Raw genomic sequence first — 17125 nt, 5'->3', positions numbered from 1 at the left:
CCTGGCGGCCGGGGAGGGGGAGCGCGCATGGAGTTCGGATTCGGTGCCGAGGACGAGGAGTTCCGGCACGAGGCGCGGGCGTGGCTGGCGGCGCACCTCACCGGCCGGCCCGAGCGCCGGGACTGGGAGCGGGAGCTCGGCCGGGGCGGCTGGATCGGCCTCGGATGGGGAGAGGACGGGTACGGCAACCGGCGGGCGAGCCTGATCCAGCAGGTCGTCTGGGCCGAGGAGTACGCCCGCGCGAAGGCGCCCGCCCGCTCGGGGCACATCGGGGAGAACCTGCTCGCCCCGACCCTCGTCGCGCACGGCACGCCGGAGCAGAAGTCCCGTTTCCTGCCGCCCGTCGCCCGCGGCGACGAACTCTGGTGCCAGGGCTACAGCGAGCCGGGCGCGGGCTCGGACCTCGCCGCCGTGCGGACCGCGGCCGTACGCGACGGCGGCTCGTACCGTGTCACCGGGCAGAAGATCTGGACCTCGCTGGCCCACGAGGCCGACTGGTGCTTCGTGCTGGCCCGAACCGGTGCCGGCTCCGTCCGCCACCACGGCCTGTCCTTCCTGCTCGTCCCGATGGACCAGCCCGGCCGCGTCGAGGTCCGCCCCATCCGGCAGCTCACCGGCACGAGCGAGTTCAACGAGGTCTTCTTCGACGGGGCGGTGGCGCGCGCCGAGCACCTGGTCGGCGGCGAGGGCGACGGCTGGCGCGTCGCGATGAGCCTCCTCGGCTTCGAGCGGGGAGTCTCCACACTGGCCCAGCAGATCGGGTTCGCCGAGGAGTTGGGGCGCGTCGTGGAGGCGGCCGTGGCGAGCGGAGCCGTCACCGATCCCGTCGTGCGCGACCGACTCGTACGCCAGTGGGCCGAGTTGCGCACCATGCGCTGGAACGCCCTGCGCACGCTCGGCGGTCCGGACGCGGGCGGCACCGGGGCGCCCAGCGTGGCCAAGCTGCTGTGGGGCGGCTGGCACCGGCGGCTCGGCGAACTGGCGGTGCGGGTGCGGGGGGCCGCGGCGGCGGTGGGTCCGGTGGACTGGTCGGCGACGGCGCCGTACGAACTGGACGCGCTCCAGCACCTGTTCCTGTTCAGCCGGGCCGACACCGTCTACGGCGGCTCGGACGAGGTACAGCGCACGATCATCGCCGAGCGCGTGCTCGGCCTGCCGAAAGAGCCCAGGGGATAGCCCCGGGACACGAACCCACGGGACGGCCCCGGGACCGGAACCCGGTGGCGGCCCGGGACAGAGGGGAGCACGGCGCGATGCGAGGCGTGATCTTCGACGGGAAGCAGACCCAGGTTGTGGACGACCTGGAGGTACGGGAGCCGGGTCCCGGCGAGGTGCGGGTCGCCCTCTCCGCGGCCGGACTCTGCCACAGCGACCTCTCCGTGGTGGACGGGACCATCCCGTTCCCCGTGCCCGTGGTGCTCGGACACGAGGGCGCGGGCGTGGTGGAGAAGGTCGGCGACGGTGTCACCCACGTCCGGCCGGGCGACCATGTGTCACTGTCCACGCTGGCCAACTGCGGTGCCTGCGCGGAGTGCGACCGGGGACGGCCGACGATGTGCCGCAAGGCGATCGGGATGCCGCAGCAGCCGTTCACGCGGGCCGGGCGGCCGCTGTACCAGTTCGCCGCCAACTCGGCCTTCGCGGAACGCACGGTCGTGAAGGCGGTGCAGGCGGTCCGGATCCCCGAGGACATCCCGCTGACGTCCGCCGCGCTCATCGGTTGCGGGGTCCTGACCGGTGTCGGCGCGGTCCTCAACCGTGCCCGGGTGGACCGGGGCGACAGTGTCGTCGTGATCGGCACCGGCGGCATCGGTCTCAACGTGCTGCAGGGGGCGCGGATCGCGGGCGCCCTGAAGGTCGTCGCGGTCGACGCCAACCCGGCGAAGGAGTCCGCCGCCCGCCGGTTCGGCGCGACGCACTTCCTGACCTCGACGGAGCGGGTGAAGGACATCCTGCCGACCGGCGCCGACCACGTCTTCGAGTGCGTCGGCAGGGTCGAACTCGTCCGCGAGGCCGTCGACCTGCTCGACCGCCACGGGCAGGCGGTGCTGCTCGGGGTGCCGCCGGCGACGGCCGAGGCGTCCTTCCTCGTCTCCTCCCTGTTCCTGGACAAGTCGATCCTGGGCTGCCGCTACGGTTCCTCCCGCCCGCAGCGTGACATCGCGCTCTACGCGGAGCTGTACCGCGAGGGCCGCCTGCTGCTGGACGAGTTGGTCACGGCGACGTACCCGGTGGAGGACTTCGACAAGGCCGCGGAGGACGCGCACCAGGGGAGGGTGGCGAGGGCGGTACTGACCTTCTAGCGCCCCGGGCGCCACGACCGGGCGGCGGACGCCGCCCCGATCACCGGCCCGGCGCGGACGGCGTGAGGGAGTCGCCGGAGCCCGGGTCGCCGCCGGGCCCGGGGCCGGTGCTCCCCGCACGGAACGTCCGCCGGTACACGGTGGGCGTGACCCCGAGCGCCGCCTGGAGGTGCTGGCGCATCGACTGCGCCGTGCCGAAGCCCGCGTCCCGCGCCACCTGGTCGATGGACAGGTCGCTGGACTCCAGCAGATGCCTGGCCCGTTCGACGCGCTGCTGGGTGAGCCACTGCCCGGGGCTGATGCCGACCTCCTCGCGGAAGCGGCGCGTGAAGGTGCGTACCGACATGGCTTCCTGCTCGGCCATGTCGCGCAGCTGGATCGGCTCGTGCAGGCGGCCGAGCGCCCAGGCGCGGGCCGCGGTGGTGGTGGCCGCCTGCGCCTCCGGGACCGGGCGCTGGATGTACTGCGCCTGGCCGCCGTCGCGGTGCGGCGGTACGACCGTGCGGCGGGCCACCTCATTGGCGACGGCGGCACCGTGGTCCCGGCGTACGAGATGGAGGCAGAGGTCGATCCCGGCCGCGACCCCGGCGGAGGTGAGGACGTCGCCGTCGTCGACGAACAGGACGTCCGGGTCGACCTGGATCTTCGGGAAGAGCTGCTGGAAGTGGTCCGCGTGCATCCAGTGCGTGGTGGCGGGGCGCCCGTCGAGCCGGCCGGCGGCGGCGAGGACGTAGCCGCCGATGCAGATGGAGACGAGCCGGGTGCCGGGGCGGATGCGGGCGAAGGCCGAGGCCAGTTCGGGGGTGAGGACGCCGTCCTCGTAGACCGGGCCGAGCTCGTACGACGTGGGGACCACCACGGTGTCGGCGGTGTCGAGCGCCTCCGGTCCGTTCGCGACGAGGACGGCGAAGTCGGCGTCCGTCTCGACCGGGCCGGGCGCCCGGACCGAGCAGGTGACGACCTCATACAGGGGTCGGCCCTCGGCGTCCCGTGCCTTGCCGAAGATCCGCTGTGGGATGCCCAGCTCGAAGGGCATCAGGCCGTCGAGCGCGAGGATGGCGACGCGGTGCCGCCGGTGCGGTGCCTGCTGTTCGGTCATGGCCCGATCCTAACGAATGCTGTCCCTCGGGCCAGTGGTTCGCGCGGAGCCCGTCCCCGAAGCTCTATGTCGTGACCCAGACAACCGAAGCCGCCGCGCCCGTCGAGGACTCCCGACCCGCACGCCCCTTTGGCGCCCATCGCATCCACCGCGCCTGGTTCGTCGCCGCCGTCACCTTCGTGACGATCATCGGCGCGGCGGCTTTCCGCTCGCTGCCGGGACTGCTGATCGATCCGCTGCACCAGGAGTTCCACTGGTCGCGCGGCACGATCGGAGCCGCCGTCTCGGTCAACCTCGCGCTGTACGGGCTGACGGCGCCGTTCGCCGCCGCGCTGATGGACCGCTTCGGCATCCGGCGCGTGGTCGCCGTCGCGCTGACGGTGATCGCGCTCGGCTCCGGTCTCACCGTGTGGATGACGGCGGCCTGGCAACTGCTGCTGTGCTGGGGCCTGCTCGTGGGCCTGGGCTCCGGCTCGATGGCCCTGGCCTTCGCCGCGACGGTCACCAACCGCTGGTTCACCGAACGCAAGGGCCTGGTGACGGGCATCCTGACGGCCGCCTCGGCGTCCGGCCAGCTGATCTTCCTGCCGGTGCTGTCCTGGATCGTCGAGGAGCACGACTGGCGTCCGGCCGCGGTCACCGTCTCCCTCGCCGCCCTCGCGGTCGTCCCCTTCGTGTGGCTGCTGCTGCGCGACCATCCGGCGGACGTGGGCCAGAAGCCGTACGGCGCCACGGAGTTCGTGCCGAAGCCCGAGCCGGTGCCCGGAGCCGCCCGGCGCGCGGTGACCGTCCTGCTCTCCGCCGTCCGCACAGGACCGTTCTGGCTGCTCGCCGGAACCTTCGCGATCTGCGGCGCCTCCACGAACGGCCTCGTGCAGACGCACTTCGTGCCCGCGGCCCACGACCACGGCATGCCCGTCACGGCGGCCGCCTCGCTCCTCGCGGTCATCGGTGTCTTCGACGTCGTCGGCACGATCGCCTCGGGCTGGTTCACCGACCGCTTCGAGCCCCGCCGGCTGCTGGCCGTGTACTACGCGCTGCGCGGCATCTCGCTGCTGTTCCTGCCGATGCTCCTCGCCCCGAGCGTGCACCCGCCGATGATCTTCTTCATCGTCTTCTACGGCCTCGACTGGGTCGCCACCGTCCCGCCCACGCTGGCCCTGTGCCGCGAGCAGTACGGCGAGGACAGTGCCATCGTCTTCGGCTGGGTCCTCGCCTCCCATCAGGTCGGCGCCGCCCTCGTCGCCTTCCTCGGCGGTGTCGCGCGGGACACCTTCGGCTCGTACGACGTCGTCTGGTACGCCTCGGGCGCGCTGTGCGCGGCGGCGGCGCTGATGGCGCTGGTGATCCGGCGCAGGCATCCGGTGACGGGCGCACCCGCAGCCGCGCTCGCGTGACGGTCGAGGGTGCCTGAGAGCCGCGGTCCACGTGAGGGCCGCGGCTCCCGTCCCGGCCGCGGTCCACGTGCCGGTCGCGGACCGTATGCCGGTCGCGTTCCTCGTGCCGGTCGCGGTCTAGAGGAAGCGGCCCTTGTGGAAGAGCAGCGGTGCCGCGTCGGCGTCTCCGGTGCCGAGGGCGTCCACCCGGCCCACCACGATCAGATGGTCCCCGCCCGTGTGCACCGCGTGGATCGTGCAGTCGATCCAGGCCGCCGCCCCCGCGAGCCGCGGCGAGCCGGAGACCGGTGCCGCGTCGTACGCGACCCCGGCGAACTTGTCCGCGCCGCTCACCGCGAAGCCGCGGCACAGCTCGCCCTGGTGGGCCCCGAGGACGTTCACGCAGAAGACTCCCGCGCGGGCGATCCGCGGCCAGGTCGTCGACGTACGGCCGACCATGAAGCAGACCAGCGGGGGGTCGAGGGAGAGCGAGGCGAAGGACTGGCAGGCGAAACCCGCGGGCCCCGCCGGTGCCTCGCGATCCGCGGTCCCGGTGTCCGGGGCGGTGACCACGGTGACGCCGCTCGCGAAGTTCCCGAGCACCCGGCGGAACTCGGCCTGGTCGACCGGTGCGCGTTCGTCGTCGCCGACCGCGCGGAGGTCCGGGCGCGGCAGCGCCTCGACGGGCCCCGCGGCGGTGGGGGCCCCGGCCGACCGGAGGTAGCGGACGGCGGCTGCGGCCATCCCTGCGTGTCCCATCACATTCCCCATTGAAGCTGACGGTGCGTCAGATTGGAAGGGGTGGGGTGACGGAAAGGGGGACGGGGCGGGAGGGGCAGGGGGCGGAAAGAGGCCGGGGGAGCGGTAGCGCGGTGGGCGGGTCCGTGGGCGGGGTGTGCGGGCCGGGGCGGTCGCCGAACCCCTCGTGTGCCGTCGCGCACCGGCCGCGTATCTTTCGCCCATGGGGTGGGGAGACACGGGTCGGCCCAGGCGTCCGCGGCTGACATGGGAGAACGCCGAACTGAACGCCGCCGCCGCGGTCTGTGCCGTGCAGCTCGCGGTGGCCGCCGCGGTCTGGTGGGTCGGGACGTTCGACGACGACAACCACGGGGCCGGGACCGGCGGCGCACTCGCCGCCGCGGGCCTGCTGTGCATGCTCGTCCTCGGCCCGCTGCTGCTCGCCGCGCTCGGCATGCTGCACGCGGCCGTGCTCACGATGCCGGCCGCCACGCTGGCCCGGCTGACGGCCCGGCGCGTCCCCGGTCCCGAGACCGTCCGGCACCTGGCGTCCGTGATCCTCCTGGGTGCCGTGTGGGCCACCGTCGCCGTCACCCTCGGCGTTCTCTCGCCCACCGGCGTACCCGCCCTGCTCCTGGCCGCCTCCGGGATCCTGCCCGCGCTGGGCGTCGGCCATGTCCGGCGGCGGGCGCGCGCCGCCGGACGCCCGTCACGCGTCCGTCGCATCTGGTCCCGCTCCGCGCTCGCCGCCCTCGCGGCGTGCGCCCTGGTCGCGACGGCCGGCGCGGTGGGGCTGTCCACGGGACTCATCGAGGAGTACGAGCCCCCGACGCTGACCACCGCACAGCTCGTCGGGGTCTGGCACGGCGACGGCGGTGCGGTGCTGCGGTTGCGGCCCGGCGGCCGGGCCGACCTCACCAAGCTGCCCGCCGAGCCCGAGTTCGACGACGTCGCGAAGCGGGACTTCACCCGCTGCGCCGGGGCAGGGAGCTGGTTCCTGGACACCGAGGGTCGTTACGACCCCTACGCGGGCGGGAACGGGCCCGAGGTGCGGGACGGCGTCGTCGTCCGCGTGAAGGACTGCGGCCACGACACCTACTGGACCATCGGGGGCAGCGAGAGCGGCCCCGAACTGTTCGTGCTCTTCGGCGACCCGGACAGCGGAGACCTGCGCATCCTGACCCGCGGCTAGGGGGCTGTCCGCCGGTCCGCCGGAGGGGACTGTCCGCCGCCGGGCCGACGGCGGATGCCGACGGGTCAGCGGCCCTCGAAGCGGGGGTCGCGTCGTTCCACGAAGCTCGTGACGCCCTCGACGGCGTCCGCCGTCGTCATGTTGATCTCCTGCGCGGCCGCCTCCGCGGCGAAGGCCGTCGCACGGTCGGTGTCGAGAGAGGCGTTGACCAGCTGCTTGGTGAGGGCCAGCGCACGGGTCGGGCCGGCGGCGAGCCGCTCCGCCCACTCGCGGGCGGTCTTCTCCAGGTCGTCCGGCGGCACGACCCTGTTGACGAGCCCGATCCGCTCCGCGTCCGCGGCCGTCAGCGCGTCGCCGAAGAACATCAGCTCCTTCGCGCGCTGCGGACCGACGAGCCGCGGCAGCAGATGGGCGCCGCCGCCGTCGGGGACGAGACCACGGCGCACGAACACCTCGATGAACCGGGCCGGTTCCGCCGCGAGCACCAGGTCGCACGCGAAGGCGAGGTGCGCGCCGATCCCGGCCGCCGTGCCGTTGACGGCCGCGATCACCGGCTTCTCGCAGTCGAGGACGGCGGCGATCAGGCGCTGCGCGCCGAGCCGGATCGTCCGGGCGACGTCGCCGGCGACCCGCTCCCCGGCGGGCGGGCCGCCGCGCAGGTCCGCGCCCGCGCAGAAGCCGCGCCCCCGCGCGGTGATCACGACGGCCCGCACGGCGGGGTCGGCGGACGCCTCGGCGAGCAGCGCGATCACCCGTTCCCGCTGGTCCCAGGTGAGGGCGTTCATCGCCTCGGGCCGGTTGAGGGTGATCCACGAGACGGCGTTGTCAGTGGTCTGAAGTATCAATGAGTCGAGGAGATTTCCAGATTGTTGGGACTTGTCCGATGGTTCGCGAGTCTCGCGAGGTTCAGGTGTTTCGCGTGGGCCGGCGGACCGGCGGGATTCCGGGGATTCACGGGGGGAGTCGGACATGGGGGTACTCCGATGCGTGCGGCGGACGGTGGGCCGTGCGGCGGGCCGGTCAGTGGCAGACCACCATGGCGTCCAGCGCGACCGCGCCCTGCCCGCGTGGCAGCACCATCAGCGGATTGATGTCCAGCTCCGCGATGTCGTCGCCGAGTTCGAGGGCCATCCGCTGCACCCGCAGGGCGACCTCGACGAGCGCGTCGACGTCCACCGGCGGCCCACCGCGCACCCCGTCGAGCAGGGCCCGCCCCCGCAGCTCGGACAGCATCGCCCGGGCCTGGTCCTCACCGAAGGGCGGCACGCGCACGGCCGTGTCCCGCAGCACCTCGACGAGGACACCGCCGAGTCCCACGGTCACGGTCGGTCCGAAGAGCGGGTCGTGGGTGACGCCGACGACCATCTCGACACCCCGCTCGACCATCTGGCACACGAGCACACCGTCGAGCGAGATCCCCTCGTAGCGCGCGATGTCGGTCAGCTCGCGATAGGCGTCGCGGACCTGGCTGGCGGAGGTCAGGCCCACCTTGACCAGGCCGAGTTCGGTCTTGTGGGCGATCTGCGCGCCGGAGGCCTTCATGACGACCGGGTAGCCGACCAGGCTCGCCGCCCGTACGGCCGCCGCCGCGCTGGTCACCAGTTGCTCGCGCGGCACCCTGATCCCGTAGGCGCGCAGCAGTTGCTTGGCCGCGTGCTCGCTCAGCTGCTGGCCGGGGCGCATCAGTGCCTGTGCCTTGCGGAAGGAGGGCGAGGGTGTGCGCGGCGCCTCGTCGAAGGGGGAGCGGTAGGCCGAGACGAACCGGTGGTGGTCCAGGTGGGCGCGGACGGCGGTGATGCAGTTGGCGAAGGTGCGGAAGGTGGCGACCCGCGAGGACCCGAGCAGCGTCTGGCGGTAGGCGGCCTCCGTTCCGACCGGCGACCCCCACACCACGCACACCAGCTTGTCCGTCTGCTCCGCCGCGTCCACCAGATCCCGGGCGAGCCGGTCGCTCATCGGCGGGAAGGGGCCGGTGATGGGGCAGATGAGCACTCCCACGGAAGGATCGGCGAGGATCGCGTCGATGATCTTCCGGCCGCGCCAGTCGCCCACGGGATGCCCGCCGTTGTCGACGGGGTTGGCCACGTTCAGGTAGTCGGGTATCCACTGGTGCAGCTCGGCCTGCTTCTCCTCGGAGAGTGTGGGCAGCGAGAGCCCGGCCTCGCTCGCCAGGTCCGCGAAGTGCGCGCCCGTGCCGCCCGAGATCGAATAGACGACGACGCCGTCGGCGTGCGGGGTGCGTGCCCGCGCCAGCAGGGCGGCGGTGTCCTGGAGCTCGTCGAGCCCGTCGACGCGGATCACTCCGTACTGCCGCATGGCCGCGTCCACCACGGCGTCGGCCCCGGTCAGCTTGCCGGTGTGCGAGGCGGCCGTGCGGGCGCCGGTCTCGGTGCGGCCGACCTTGACCGCGACGACGGGCACCCCGCGTCGGGCCGCGCGGTCCGCGGCGAGCAGGAAGGAACGGCCGTCCTTCAGGCCCTCGACGTAGCAGGCGATGGCCCCGATGCCGGGCTGTTCGGAGAAGTAGGAGATGAAGTCGGCGGTCTCCAGGTCGGCCTCGTTGCCGGTGGGCGCCCAGTGGGAGAGCCGGACGCCCAGCTCCTGCATGGCGAACACCGGGCGTCCCTGGTGCCCCGACTGGGTGATGAGCGCGATCGCCGGACCCGCCAGGTCGTCGCGGAAGTGCTCGAAGGCGTTGAGGTTCGTGTTGGGTCCGAGCAGGCGGAGCCCGGAGCGCCGGACGGCGGCTGCGAGACGGTCCTGCGCCTCGGCGCCGTCGGCCCCGGTCTCGGCGAATCCGGAGGCGAAGGCGACGGCGAACCTCACCTTGGCCTGGGCCAGTTCCTCGATCACGGGAAGGGGGTCGCCGACGAGCAGAACGGCGAGATCGACCTGCTCGGGCAGGTCGGCGACGGAGGGGAAGCAGGGGATGCCGAAGACGGACCGGCGGGTCGGGTGCACGGGGTGCAGCCGGGCACCGACCCGCTCCGCCCAGGCGATGAGCTGCCTGGTGATGCCGGTGTTGGGCCGACCCTCGGCGTCCGAGGCGCCGACCACGGCCACGGACTCGGGACGGAAGAAGCGGTCCAGATCGGGGACGTCGGCGTACAGCGGACGCCCGCTGACGTCCAGGTCGTCGACCTCGGCCGGCCGGCCGTGCACGACCGGCGAGGGTTGCTCGCCGCAGGCGATGACCCGGGCCCGGCGGGAGTCGGTGGTGAGGGTGCCGTGGGTTGATCCAAGCATCGGTCCGCCCGCTCCTGTGTGACAGCCAACTTCTAACTGACGCAGTGTCAGATTACGCAACTGACGCCGCGTCAGGAACCGTTGTGCAGGCAAAGGCTGTGTGCGAGCAGGGGACGCGCTGGTGCGGCCTCGGCCCCGATGGCCCGGCGGGAGGCGCGTGCGGGGGTGCGGCGGGTACGTGGTTCGTACCCGCCGCCCGGCCGGGCGGAACCGTCACAGCGCCGCCAGGACCTCCTTCGCCACGCGTTCGCCGGAGCGGACGGCGCCGTCCATGTAGCCGTTCCAGTAGGTGGCGGTCTCGGTACCGGCCCAGTGGATGCCGCCGACGGGCCTGCGCAGGGCCGGGCCGTACGTGGTGAGCACCCCGGGCGGGGCGTAGGCGACCGGGCCGCCGCGCGAGTACCCCTCGTTGTCCCAGCGCTGAAGCACGAAGGAGGTGGGCGACTTGGCCTTGTCGCCGAAGTACACGGCGTAGTCCTTCAGCACGGCGGCCTTCACCTCGTCGACCGTCGCGCTGTCGAACGCGCGCATCTCGTCGGCCTCGATGAAGCCCATCAGGGCACCGTAGGAGGCGTCGGGCGGCGAGTTGTCGAAGGTGGAGCGGACGGTGCCGGTGTCGCTGACGACCTGGCCGTTGAGGCCGGCGGCGCGCCAGAACGGGGTGTCGTAGACGGCGATCGCCTTGCCGATCGACCCCATCGGCAGCCGCTGGCAGAGCTGGTCGCGGTCGGCGGGCAGCAGCGGGTCGTACGCGATGCGCGCGGCCAGCGGCGGCGGGAGCGCCACGACGACACGCCGCGCGGTGACCGTCGTCCCGTCGGCGGCCACCAGGTATCTGCCGCCGGAGAGCGTGACGGAGCGCACCGGGGCGCCGAGCACCACCCGGTCGCCCAGGGTCGCGGCGAGCTTGACCGGCACCTGCTGGGAGCCGCCGACGAAGCGGGACTCCTGTGCGCCGTTCGCGGTCTCGGTCAGGCGCTCCAGGGTGCCGGGGCTGGACTCGTTCCCGGCGGCGGCGATGTAGAACAGCACGAACAACAGGGAGAGTTCGCGCGGCTGCGCCGAGAACACGGACGTGCAGGCCACGTCGATGAGGAACTTGGCCGAGGGGACGACGGCCTTGGAGTTCAGCCAGCTCTCGAAGGTCTGCTTGTCCCACTCCGCGGCCTTGGCGGCGGTCCATGGCGCGGCGACGGGAACCTGCTTGGCCATGTCGTCGAGCTCGGCCTGCACGACGGCGGCGTTGGCGAGCCCCGCCAGGTCGACCGGAGGGACCGAGCCGAGCAGACCGTCGGTGGCGTACGGGGTCCGCTTCCCGTCCTTGTAGAGCAGGTTCTTGCCGGCGTTGTAGGTGGTGAAGGTCGCCACGCCCAGGCTGTCGGCGAGCGCCTTGATGCGGTCCTGGGTGGGGCCGACGAACTCGCCGCCGCCCTCGGTGACACCGCCGTTCGGCAGCTTCAGGTTGACCACCCGGCCGCCGACGCGGTCGCGGGCCTCCAGGACGACCACGGACCGGCCCGCCGCCACGAGATCGCGGGCCGCGGTCAGTCCCGCGAGCCCGCCGCCCACGACGGCGACGTCGGCCTCGCGGGCGGTGGTGGCGGCCGCGGCGGGGCCCGCGGTCACGCCGGTGAGGGCCACGCCCGTCGCGGCGGCGCCGCCCAGGACCGAGCGCCGGGAGAGCCGGGCCGCCGGCCCGGGAGTGAGCTGTCTTTCACGTGCCACGTTCATCCTCCGTCGATGCGAGTCGAACACGAGAGGTGGATGGAGCCGGAACCGGAAAGTGAGCAGGGCTCGCATTCTGGCCCGCGTGGCTGGATCGGTACAGCACCGGCGCCACATCTGACGCGCGAGTAACACGGTTGGTACGTCGGGGAGTTGACCGTTGCCTTTGCCGCTGCCGCACGCAGGGGACCGGAGCCGGAGCCGCAGGCCGCGGGCACGCCCCGCCGGCGAGGGGCGCGATGTCGGTGCACGCGGGAGTGACCCGGCGAGCGGACGCGATGGCGCAGGCGTCGGGCGCAGGCGTCGGGCGTCGGGTGCTGGGTGTCGGGTGCCGGGGCGTCGAGTGCCCCACCGGGGCAGGGGCCCGGCCGTCGGGCGGGGGTGCGCGGGTCAGCGGGCGGCGGGTGCGGATCCTCGCGCCGCGGCCGTGTGGCGGGCGACAGACCTGGCGATCTTCTGTGCGTCCAGGGCGAGTTCGCGGAACATGCCGCTGATGGGGTTGGTGAAGCCGGTGAAGTAGAGACCCGGGGCGTCCTTCGGGGAGCGGGCGCCGTGCACGACCGGGCGGCCGCGCGGGTCGAGCACACCGAGGTGGCCCACGACGTCCTCCAGCGCGCGGACGTAACCGGTGGCGGCGATCACCGCGTCCGGACCGATCCGCTGCCCGTCGGCGAGGATCACCTTGCCGTCCTCGAAGCCGTCCACGGCGGCCACGACCTCCACCCTGCCCTTGCGGACGGCGTCGATGAGGCCGACGTCCTGGACGGGGATGGAGCCCTCGTTGACACGGGAGTAGAGCCCGGTCTCGGGGCGGGGCAGCCCCTGGGCCGACAGGTCGGGGACGCTCAGCCTGGCCATCGGCCGGGCGAGTCGGTCCACGAGCCGCACCGGCAGCCGTCGGACCAGGATCCCGGTGAACTGCGCGGCCCACCCGGCGGTGGAGCGGCGCACGATGTGCGGTGCGGTGCGGACCGACAGGCGTACGCGGCGGGCGCCGCCCTCGACGAGGTCCACCGCGATCTCGGCGCCCGTGTTGCCGATGCCGACGACGAGGACGTCACGGCCGGCGTAGGGCGTGGGGTTGCGGTACTGCCCGGCGTGCAGCAGCTCGCCGGTGTAGTCGTCCCGGCCGGGCCAGTCGGGCAGGCGGGGCGTGTGGTTGTAGCCGGTCGCGACGACCACGGCGCTGCCGGTCAACTCGCGTCCGCCGGTGGCGCGCAGCAGCCAGCCGTCGCCGCCCGGCGCGGGCTCGATGCGCGAGACCTCGACACCGGTGACGATCTCCAGCTGGTGGTGCTCGGCGTACTTCTCCAGGTAGCGCACCACGTCGTCGCGCGACACCCAGCGCCCGAAGGAGCGCGGCATGGGCAGCCCCGGCAGCGCGGACAGCCGCCGGGTGGTGTGCAGGTGCAGCCGGTCGTAGTGGCGCCGCCAGGAGGCGCCGACCTTGTCGGACTTCTCCAGCACGACGGCCCGTACGCCCTGGGCGCGCAGCGCGTACGCCGCCGCGAGTCCGCCGGGGCCGCCGCCGATCACGTACACGGGGCGGTCTTCGTGGGACGGCACCGTGCGGGGCGTCGAGGAAGCAGTCGAGTCGGCCATGAGCGCGAGCGTAATCACGACTTAGCTTGATAGGTCTCGGTCAAGACCGGAATCGGTTGCGAACTGATCACGGCTGTAGGAGGAGTGGGTGGGGCCGGTGGCGTAGACGGCCTCGTTGTGGCGGGGGTGTGGAGTGGGTGGCGGTGCCGCGCCGGTCCGGCGGACGGCGCGCCGGAGCTGGTGCACGCCTCTTGCGCGGTCCGCACGCTTGCGCTGAACTGACGTACCGTCAGATTTCGGCGGGCGGCGGGAGGATCGGTCATGGACAGCATCTGGCTCAGTGGCGCGGAATGGCTGGCCGTGCTCCGGATCGGGCTCGGCCTGTGGTGGCTGGAGAGCTGGCGGCACAAGGACAGGAAGGGCTGGTTCGAGCGGGGCACCGGGATCGCCTGGGCGGCGGACGTCGCGGCCAAGCACCGCTGGAACGCCGTGCGCTCCGGCTTCGACGTGGTCGTCGCGCCGCGCCCGCGCACGATGGCGTACGTCGTCGTCTACGCCGAACTGGCTCTCGGACTCGGGCTGGTCACCGGCCTGCTGACACCGGTCGCGCTGGTCGGCGGACTCCTGCTGAACCTCCTCTACCTCGTCCTCATGATCCACGACTGGGCCGAGCAGGGGCAGAACTCGATGATGGCGCTGATCTCCCTGGTCGCCCTGTTCGGGATGTCGTGGCAGACGTGGTCGCTGGACGACGCGTTCGGGCTCTTCCGGTGAGCGGGCCGCAGAGCGGCGCGTCCGGCGCGCGGTTCGACCTTCCCGAGGTGGACGCCTTCACCCGGCCGTACTGGGACGCGGCGGCCGAGGGCCGGCTGCTGCTGCGCCACTGCGCCGCCTGCGACCGGGCGCACCACTATCCCAGGGAGTTCTGCCCGCACTGCTGGAGCGAGGACGTCGCCTGGCGGCCCGCGAGCGGGCGCGCCACGCTCTACACCTGGTCCGTCGTGCACCGCAACGACCTCCCGCCCTTCGGCGGACGTGTGCCGTACACCGCCGCCGTCGTGGATCTCGCCGAGGGCCCGCGGATGATGACCGAGGTGGTCCAGTGCCTCCCCGCGGCCCTGCGGGTGGGGATGGAGCTGGAGGTGACGTTCCGGGACGCGGGGGCGGTTCGGGTGCCCGTGTTCCGGCCCCCGGTGTGAGCGGGCCGCGACGATGACACAGGCGGAGGCGGCCACAGCCCGGCACGGCCCCGGTCGCCGCCGCTGCTGCCACGGTCGCAGTCGCAGTCGCAGTCGCGGCCGCCACGGACCCGGTCACCGGGGACCCGGTCGCCACGGATCCGATCGCAGCGGTCACGGGTGCCAGGACCCCGGTCACCGCGGCCATGGCCGTCATCGGACCGGGATCCGGACAAACCCCACGACTCCGCGTGGAGCGAGGGGATTGAATGGCCCGATGAGCAACGTCCACCAGCAGTACGCAGTGAACCCCTTTCCCGAACTGCGTGGTCACGGCCTGTGGCTGCGCCCCTGGGACGCGGAGTCCGACGCCGACGCCGCGTCGTGGCTCCGCGGGCTGTCCGACCCGGAGTTCCAGCGCTGGAACACGCCGCTCAAGTTCGTGCGGGACGTCGACGCGGCCCGGGAGTCGCTGCGTTCGCGCGCCGAGAGCGCGCGGGAGGGCAGCGGTGTCGCCTTCCGCGTCACCGACCCGGACACCGGGGACGCGCTCGGCCACATCGGCATCAACGCCATCGACCACGTGATGCACCGCGCCATGGTCGGCTACTGGGTGCTCCCCGAGGCCCGCGGCCGGCACGTCGCCACCCGTGCCCTGCTCCTGGCCACCCGGTTCGCCTTCACCGAACTGGCCCTGCACCGCCTCGAACTGGACCACGCCGCCGGTCACGACGCCTCCTGCCACATCGCCGAACGCTGCGGCTACCGGTACGAGGGCACGCTGCGCGGCGCCATGTTCGAGGCGGGCCGCCACGACGCCTTCCGCGACTGTCATCTGCACGCCCGCCTCACGACCGACCCGGAGCCGGAGGTCCCGGACCTCGCGGAGGGCGCGCGGTGAGATCCGCCCCGGGGGAGCCGCCGCCCGGGGGCCGCGGAAAACCGGAGGCGGGGCGCGTCCGGCCCGCGGGACCATGGGGCATGGACCCCGCTTCCCGTTCCTCCGCCGCATCCGCCGCGTCCCACGACTGGCAGGTCACCCACGACCTGGATCGTTTCCTCGGGCAGGCCGGGGACTTCCTGCGCTCCGAGCCCGCGCTGCACACCGTGGCGCTGTCCGTGACGGCGGCGCTGCGCCGGCTCGGGCACCGGGCGTTCGGGCAGGAGGCGCCGGTCTTTGGATTCCTGGAGCGGGAGGGCGCCGTGCGGGCGGCCTTCTTCCGCACGCCGCCGTACGGGCTGAGCCTGACGCGGCTGTCCGCGCGGGACGCGGACGCGCTCGCCGCCCGGCTCGTCGACGAACGGCACCGGCTGCCCGGCGTGATCGGGGACAGCGCCACCGCGACCGCGTTCGCCGACGCCTGGCAGCGGCGCACGGGAGCCGGCGCCGTGCTGCGCCGGAGCGAGCGGCTGTACCGGCTCGGCACGCTGACGGTGCCGGTGCCGGCACCGCCGGGCAGGGCGCGGGTCGCGACCGCGGCGGACCGGGACCAGGTCGCCCGGTGGTGCGCGGAGTTCGCCGAGTTCCTCGGCGAGGACGTCGACCGCGACCACGGGGCCTGGGCCGACGACCGCGCGGTCTACGGGGGCGTGACGCTCTGGGAGACCGAAGACGGCAGGCCGGTCGCCATGGCGAGCGTGACCCCCCTGATCGCCGGACAGGTCCGCGTCGGTCCCGTCTACACCCCGCCGCAGCAGCGCGGCCGTGGCTACGCGGGCGCCGCCACCGCGGAGGTCAGCCGGGCCGCGCTGGACTCCGGCGCCGACGACGTCCTGCTCTTCGCCGACCTCGCCAACCCGACCAGCACCGGGCTGTACCAGCGCATCGGCTACCGCGCCGTCGCCGACTTCGCGGTGTACGACTTCACGGCCGCGGCGACCGCCTGAGCCGCACAGTGAGGGTGGCTCCCTGAGCCGTACGGCCGCGGCGGCAGCCCGGACCTCACGGCCACAGCAGTTCCTTCAGCCAGCCGCCCGAGGCCGTGCGGCGGTAGAGGAGGCGCACATGGCGGCGGCGGGCGTCGCCCTGGAAGAACTCCACCTCCTCGGGGCGAAGGCGGTACAGCGTCCAGGTGGGGGCCGGGGCGTCCGGCTCCCGGCGTGCCCGGTCCCAGGCGGCGTCGGACGCGCGCTCCAGCTCCTCGTACGAGGGCAGTACGTCGCTCTGGCGGCCCACCAGCGCGGCGGCCAGCGCGCCGGTGGAGCGGGCGTGCAGGTCCGCCCGGCCCTCCTCGGGCGGGGCCGCCGTGACGGGGCCGCGCAGACGGATCTGGCGCCCCTGGGCAGGCCAGTAGAAGCCGAGGGCCGCGTACGGGCGGGACCCGAGCTGGCGTCCCTTGCGGCTCGTCGCGTGGCTCGCGAACGACCAGCCGTCGGCGTCCGCGCCGTGCAGCATCACGGTCCGCACGTCCGGAAGGCCGTCCTCGTCCGCCGTCGCCAGCGACATGGTGTGCGGCTCGGGCTGACCGGCCGCCACCGCCTCCGCGAACCAGCTCACGAAGAGGGGCAGCGGCTCCCCGGGCGCCTCGTCCGGCGCGAAGCCGGGCAGCTCCGTGTCCCACACCCGCAGCGATCTGAGCAGCTCATGAAGATCCGGTTCCATGCCTGTGAGTATCGCCCCCGCGCCCGGCGGCAGTAGGTTGGGCCGCCTGCCGGAGCTCAGCGAGGGGAAGGCGGGGGATCCGTGCGCGCGACCGAACCGGCCCTGTTCCGAAGGGACCTGTCCG

General features: G+C 73.6%; 15 protein-coding genes. 8 read left to right on the top strand and 7 right to left on the bottom strand.

The features are described 5' to 3' along the window. The first annotated feature begins 27 nt into the window (after positions 1–27). On the top strand, positions 28–1176 hold the full coding sequence (locus BKI49_RS16415) for an acyl-CoA dehydrogenase family protein (RefSeq protein ID WP_095935033.1): 1149 nt from the start codon (positions 28–30) through the stop codon (positions 1174–1176). Positions 1177–1253: 77 nt separating this feature from the next. Continuing rightward, a complete protein-coding gene (locus tag BKI49_RS16410) occupies positions 1254–2303 on the top strand; it encodes a Zn-dependent alcohol dehydrogenase (RefSeq protein ID WP_095935032.1) in 1050 nt (349 codons plus the stop codon). A gap of 40 nt (positions 2304–2343) precedes the next feature. Here BKI49_RS16410 and BKI49_RS16405 read toward each other — a convergent pair whose 3' ends face one another. After that, entirely contained in the window at positions 2344–3402 is a 1059-nt protein-coding gene (locus BKI49_RS16405) for a GlxA family transcriptional regulator (RefSeq protein WP_257004826.1), read from the bottom strand. 71 nt (positions 3403–3473) lie between these two features. Between BKI49_RS16405 and BKI49_RS16400 the strand changes: the two genes are divergently transcribed. Next, entirely contained in the window at positions 3474–4799 is a 1326-nt protein-coding gene (locus BKI49_RS16400) for an MFS transporter (RefSeq protein ID WP_095935031.1), read from the top strand. A 117-nt stretch (positions 4800–4916) separates the two neighbouring features. Here the strand turns inward: BKI49_RS16400 and BKI49_RS16395 are convergent, their stop codons facing one another. Then, positions 4917–5522: a flavin reductase family protein gene (locus BKI49_RS16395; protein WP_257004825.1), complete on the bottom strand. Its 606-nt coding sequence runs from the start codon at positions 5520–5522 to the stop codon at positions 4917–4919. 217 nt (positions 5523–5739) lie between these two features. Between BKI49_RS16395 and BKI49_RS16390 the strand changes: the two genes are divergently transcribed. Continuing rightward, positions 5740–6708: a hypothetical protein gene (locus tag BKI49_RS16390; RefSeq protein WP_095935029.1), complete on the top strand. Its 969-nt coding sequence runs from the start codon at positions 5740–5742 to the stop codon at positions 6706–6708. Between the two features lie 65 nt (positions 6709–6773). Here the strand turns inward: BKI49_RS16390 and BKI49_RS16385 are convergent, their stop codons facing one another. The 4 genes from BKI49_RS16385 to BKI49_RS16370 form a co-directional block, all read right to left on the bottom strand. Then, entirely contained in the window at positions 6774–7679 is a 906-nt protein-coding gene (locus BKI49_RS16385) for an enoyl-CoA hydratase/isomerase family protein (protein WP_095935028.1), read from the bottom strand. A 49-nt stretch (positions 7680–7728) separates the two neighbouring features. Next, on the bottom strand, positions 7729–9954 hold the full coding sequence (locus tag BKI49_RS16380) for an acetate--CoA ligase family protein (RefSeq protein WP_095935027.1): 2226 nt from the start codon (positions 9952–9954) through the stop codon (positions 7729–7731). 213 nt (positions 9955–10167) lie between these two features. Continuing rightward, positions 10168–11685 carry a flavin monoamine oxidase family protein gene (locus BKI49_RS16375; protein ID WP_095935026.1) on the bottom strand — a complete coding sequence of 506 codons (1518 nt, stop codon included), beginning with the start codon at positions 11683–11685 and terminating at the stop codon, positions 10168–10170. Between the two features lie 384 nt (positions 11686–12069). Continuing rightward, the gene (locus BKI49_RS16370; protein ID WP_095935025.1) at positions 12070–13281 is read right to left on the bottom strand and encodes a flavin-containing monooxygenase; all 1212 of its coding nucleotides are present in this window, start codon (positions 13279–13281) and stop codon (positions 12070–12072) included. 261 nt (positions 13282–13542) lie between these two features. Between BKI49_RS16370 and BKI49_RS16365 the strand changes: the two genes are divergently transcribed. The 4 genes from BKI49_RS16365 (at position 13543) to BKI49_RS16350 (ending at position 16286) form a co-directional block, all read left to right on the top strand. Then, positions 13543–13995 carry a DoxX family protein gene (locus BKI49_RS16365; protein WP_095935024.1) on the top strand — a complete coding sequence of 151 codons (453 nt, stop codon included), beginning with the start codon at positions 13543–13545 and terminating at the stop codon, positions 13993–13995. Continuing rightward, the gene (locus tag BKI49_RS16360; protein ID WP_179332470.1) at positions 13992–14420 is read left to right on the top strand and encodes a Zn-ribbon domain-containing OB-fold protein; all 429 of its coding nucleotides are present in this window, start codon (positions 13992–13994) and stop codon (positions 14418–14420) included. Before BKI49_RS16365 ends, BKI49_RS16360 begins: the two co-directional genes overlap by 4 nt. A gap of 256 nt (positions 14421–14676) precedes the next feature. Continuing rightward, positions 14677–15300, top strand: a complete 624-nt coding sequence (locus BKI49_RS16355; RefSeq protein ID WP_095935022.1) for a GNAT family N-acetyltransferase — start codon at positions 14677–14679, stop codon at positions 15298–15300. Between the two features lie 80 nt (positions 15301–15380). Beyond that, the gene (locus tag BKI49_RS16350) at positions 15381–16286 is read left to right on the top strand and encodes a GNAT family N-acetyltransferase (RefSeq protein WP_095935021.1); all 906 of its coding nucleotides are present in this window, start codon (positions 15381–15383) and stop codon (positions 16284–16286) included. A gap of 55 nt (positions 16287–16341) precedes the next feature. On the opposite strand, the gene BKI49_RS16345 is transcribed toward BKI49_RS16350, so the two are convergent. Next, on the bottom strand, positions 16342–17001 hold the full coding sequence (locus BKI49_RS16345; RefSeq protein WP_095935020.1) for a pyridoxine/pyridoxamine 5'-phosphate oxidase: 660 nt from the start codon (positions 16999–17001) through the stop codon (positions 16342–16344). Positions 17002–17125 lie beyond the last annotated feature (124 nt).

It is taken from the genome of Streptomyces sp. Tue6028, assembly GCF_002300165.1.
GTDB classification, from domain to species: domain Bacteria; phylum Actinomycetota; class Actinomycetes; order Streptomycetales; family Streptomycetaceae; genus Streptomyces; species Streptomyces siamensis.
The sequence above is the reverse complement of the archived record's forward strand: the minus strand, read 5'-3'. Positions and strand labels throughout refer to the sequence as shown.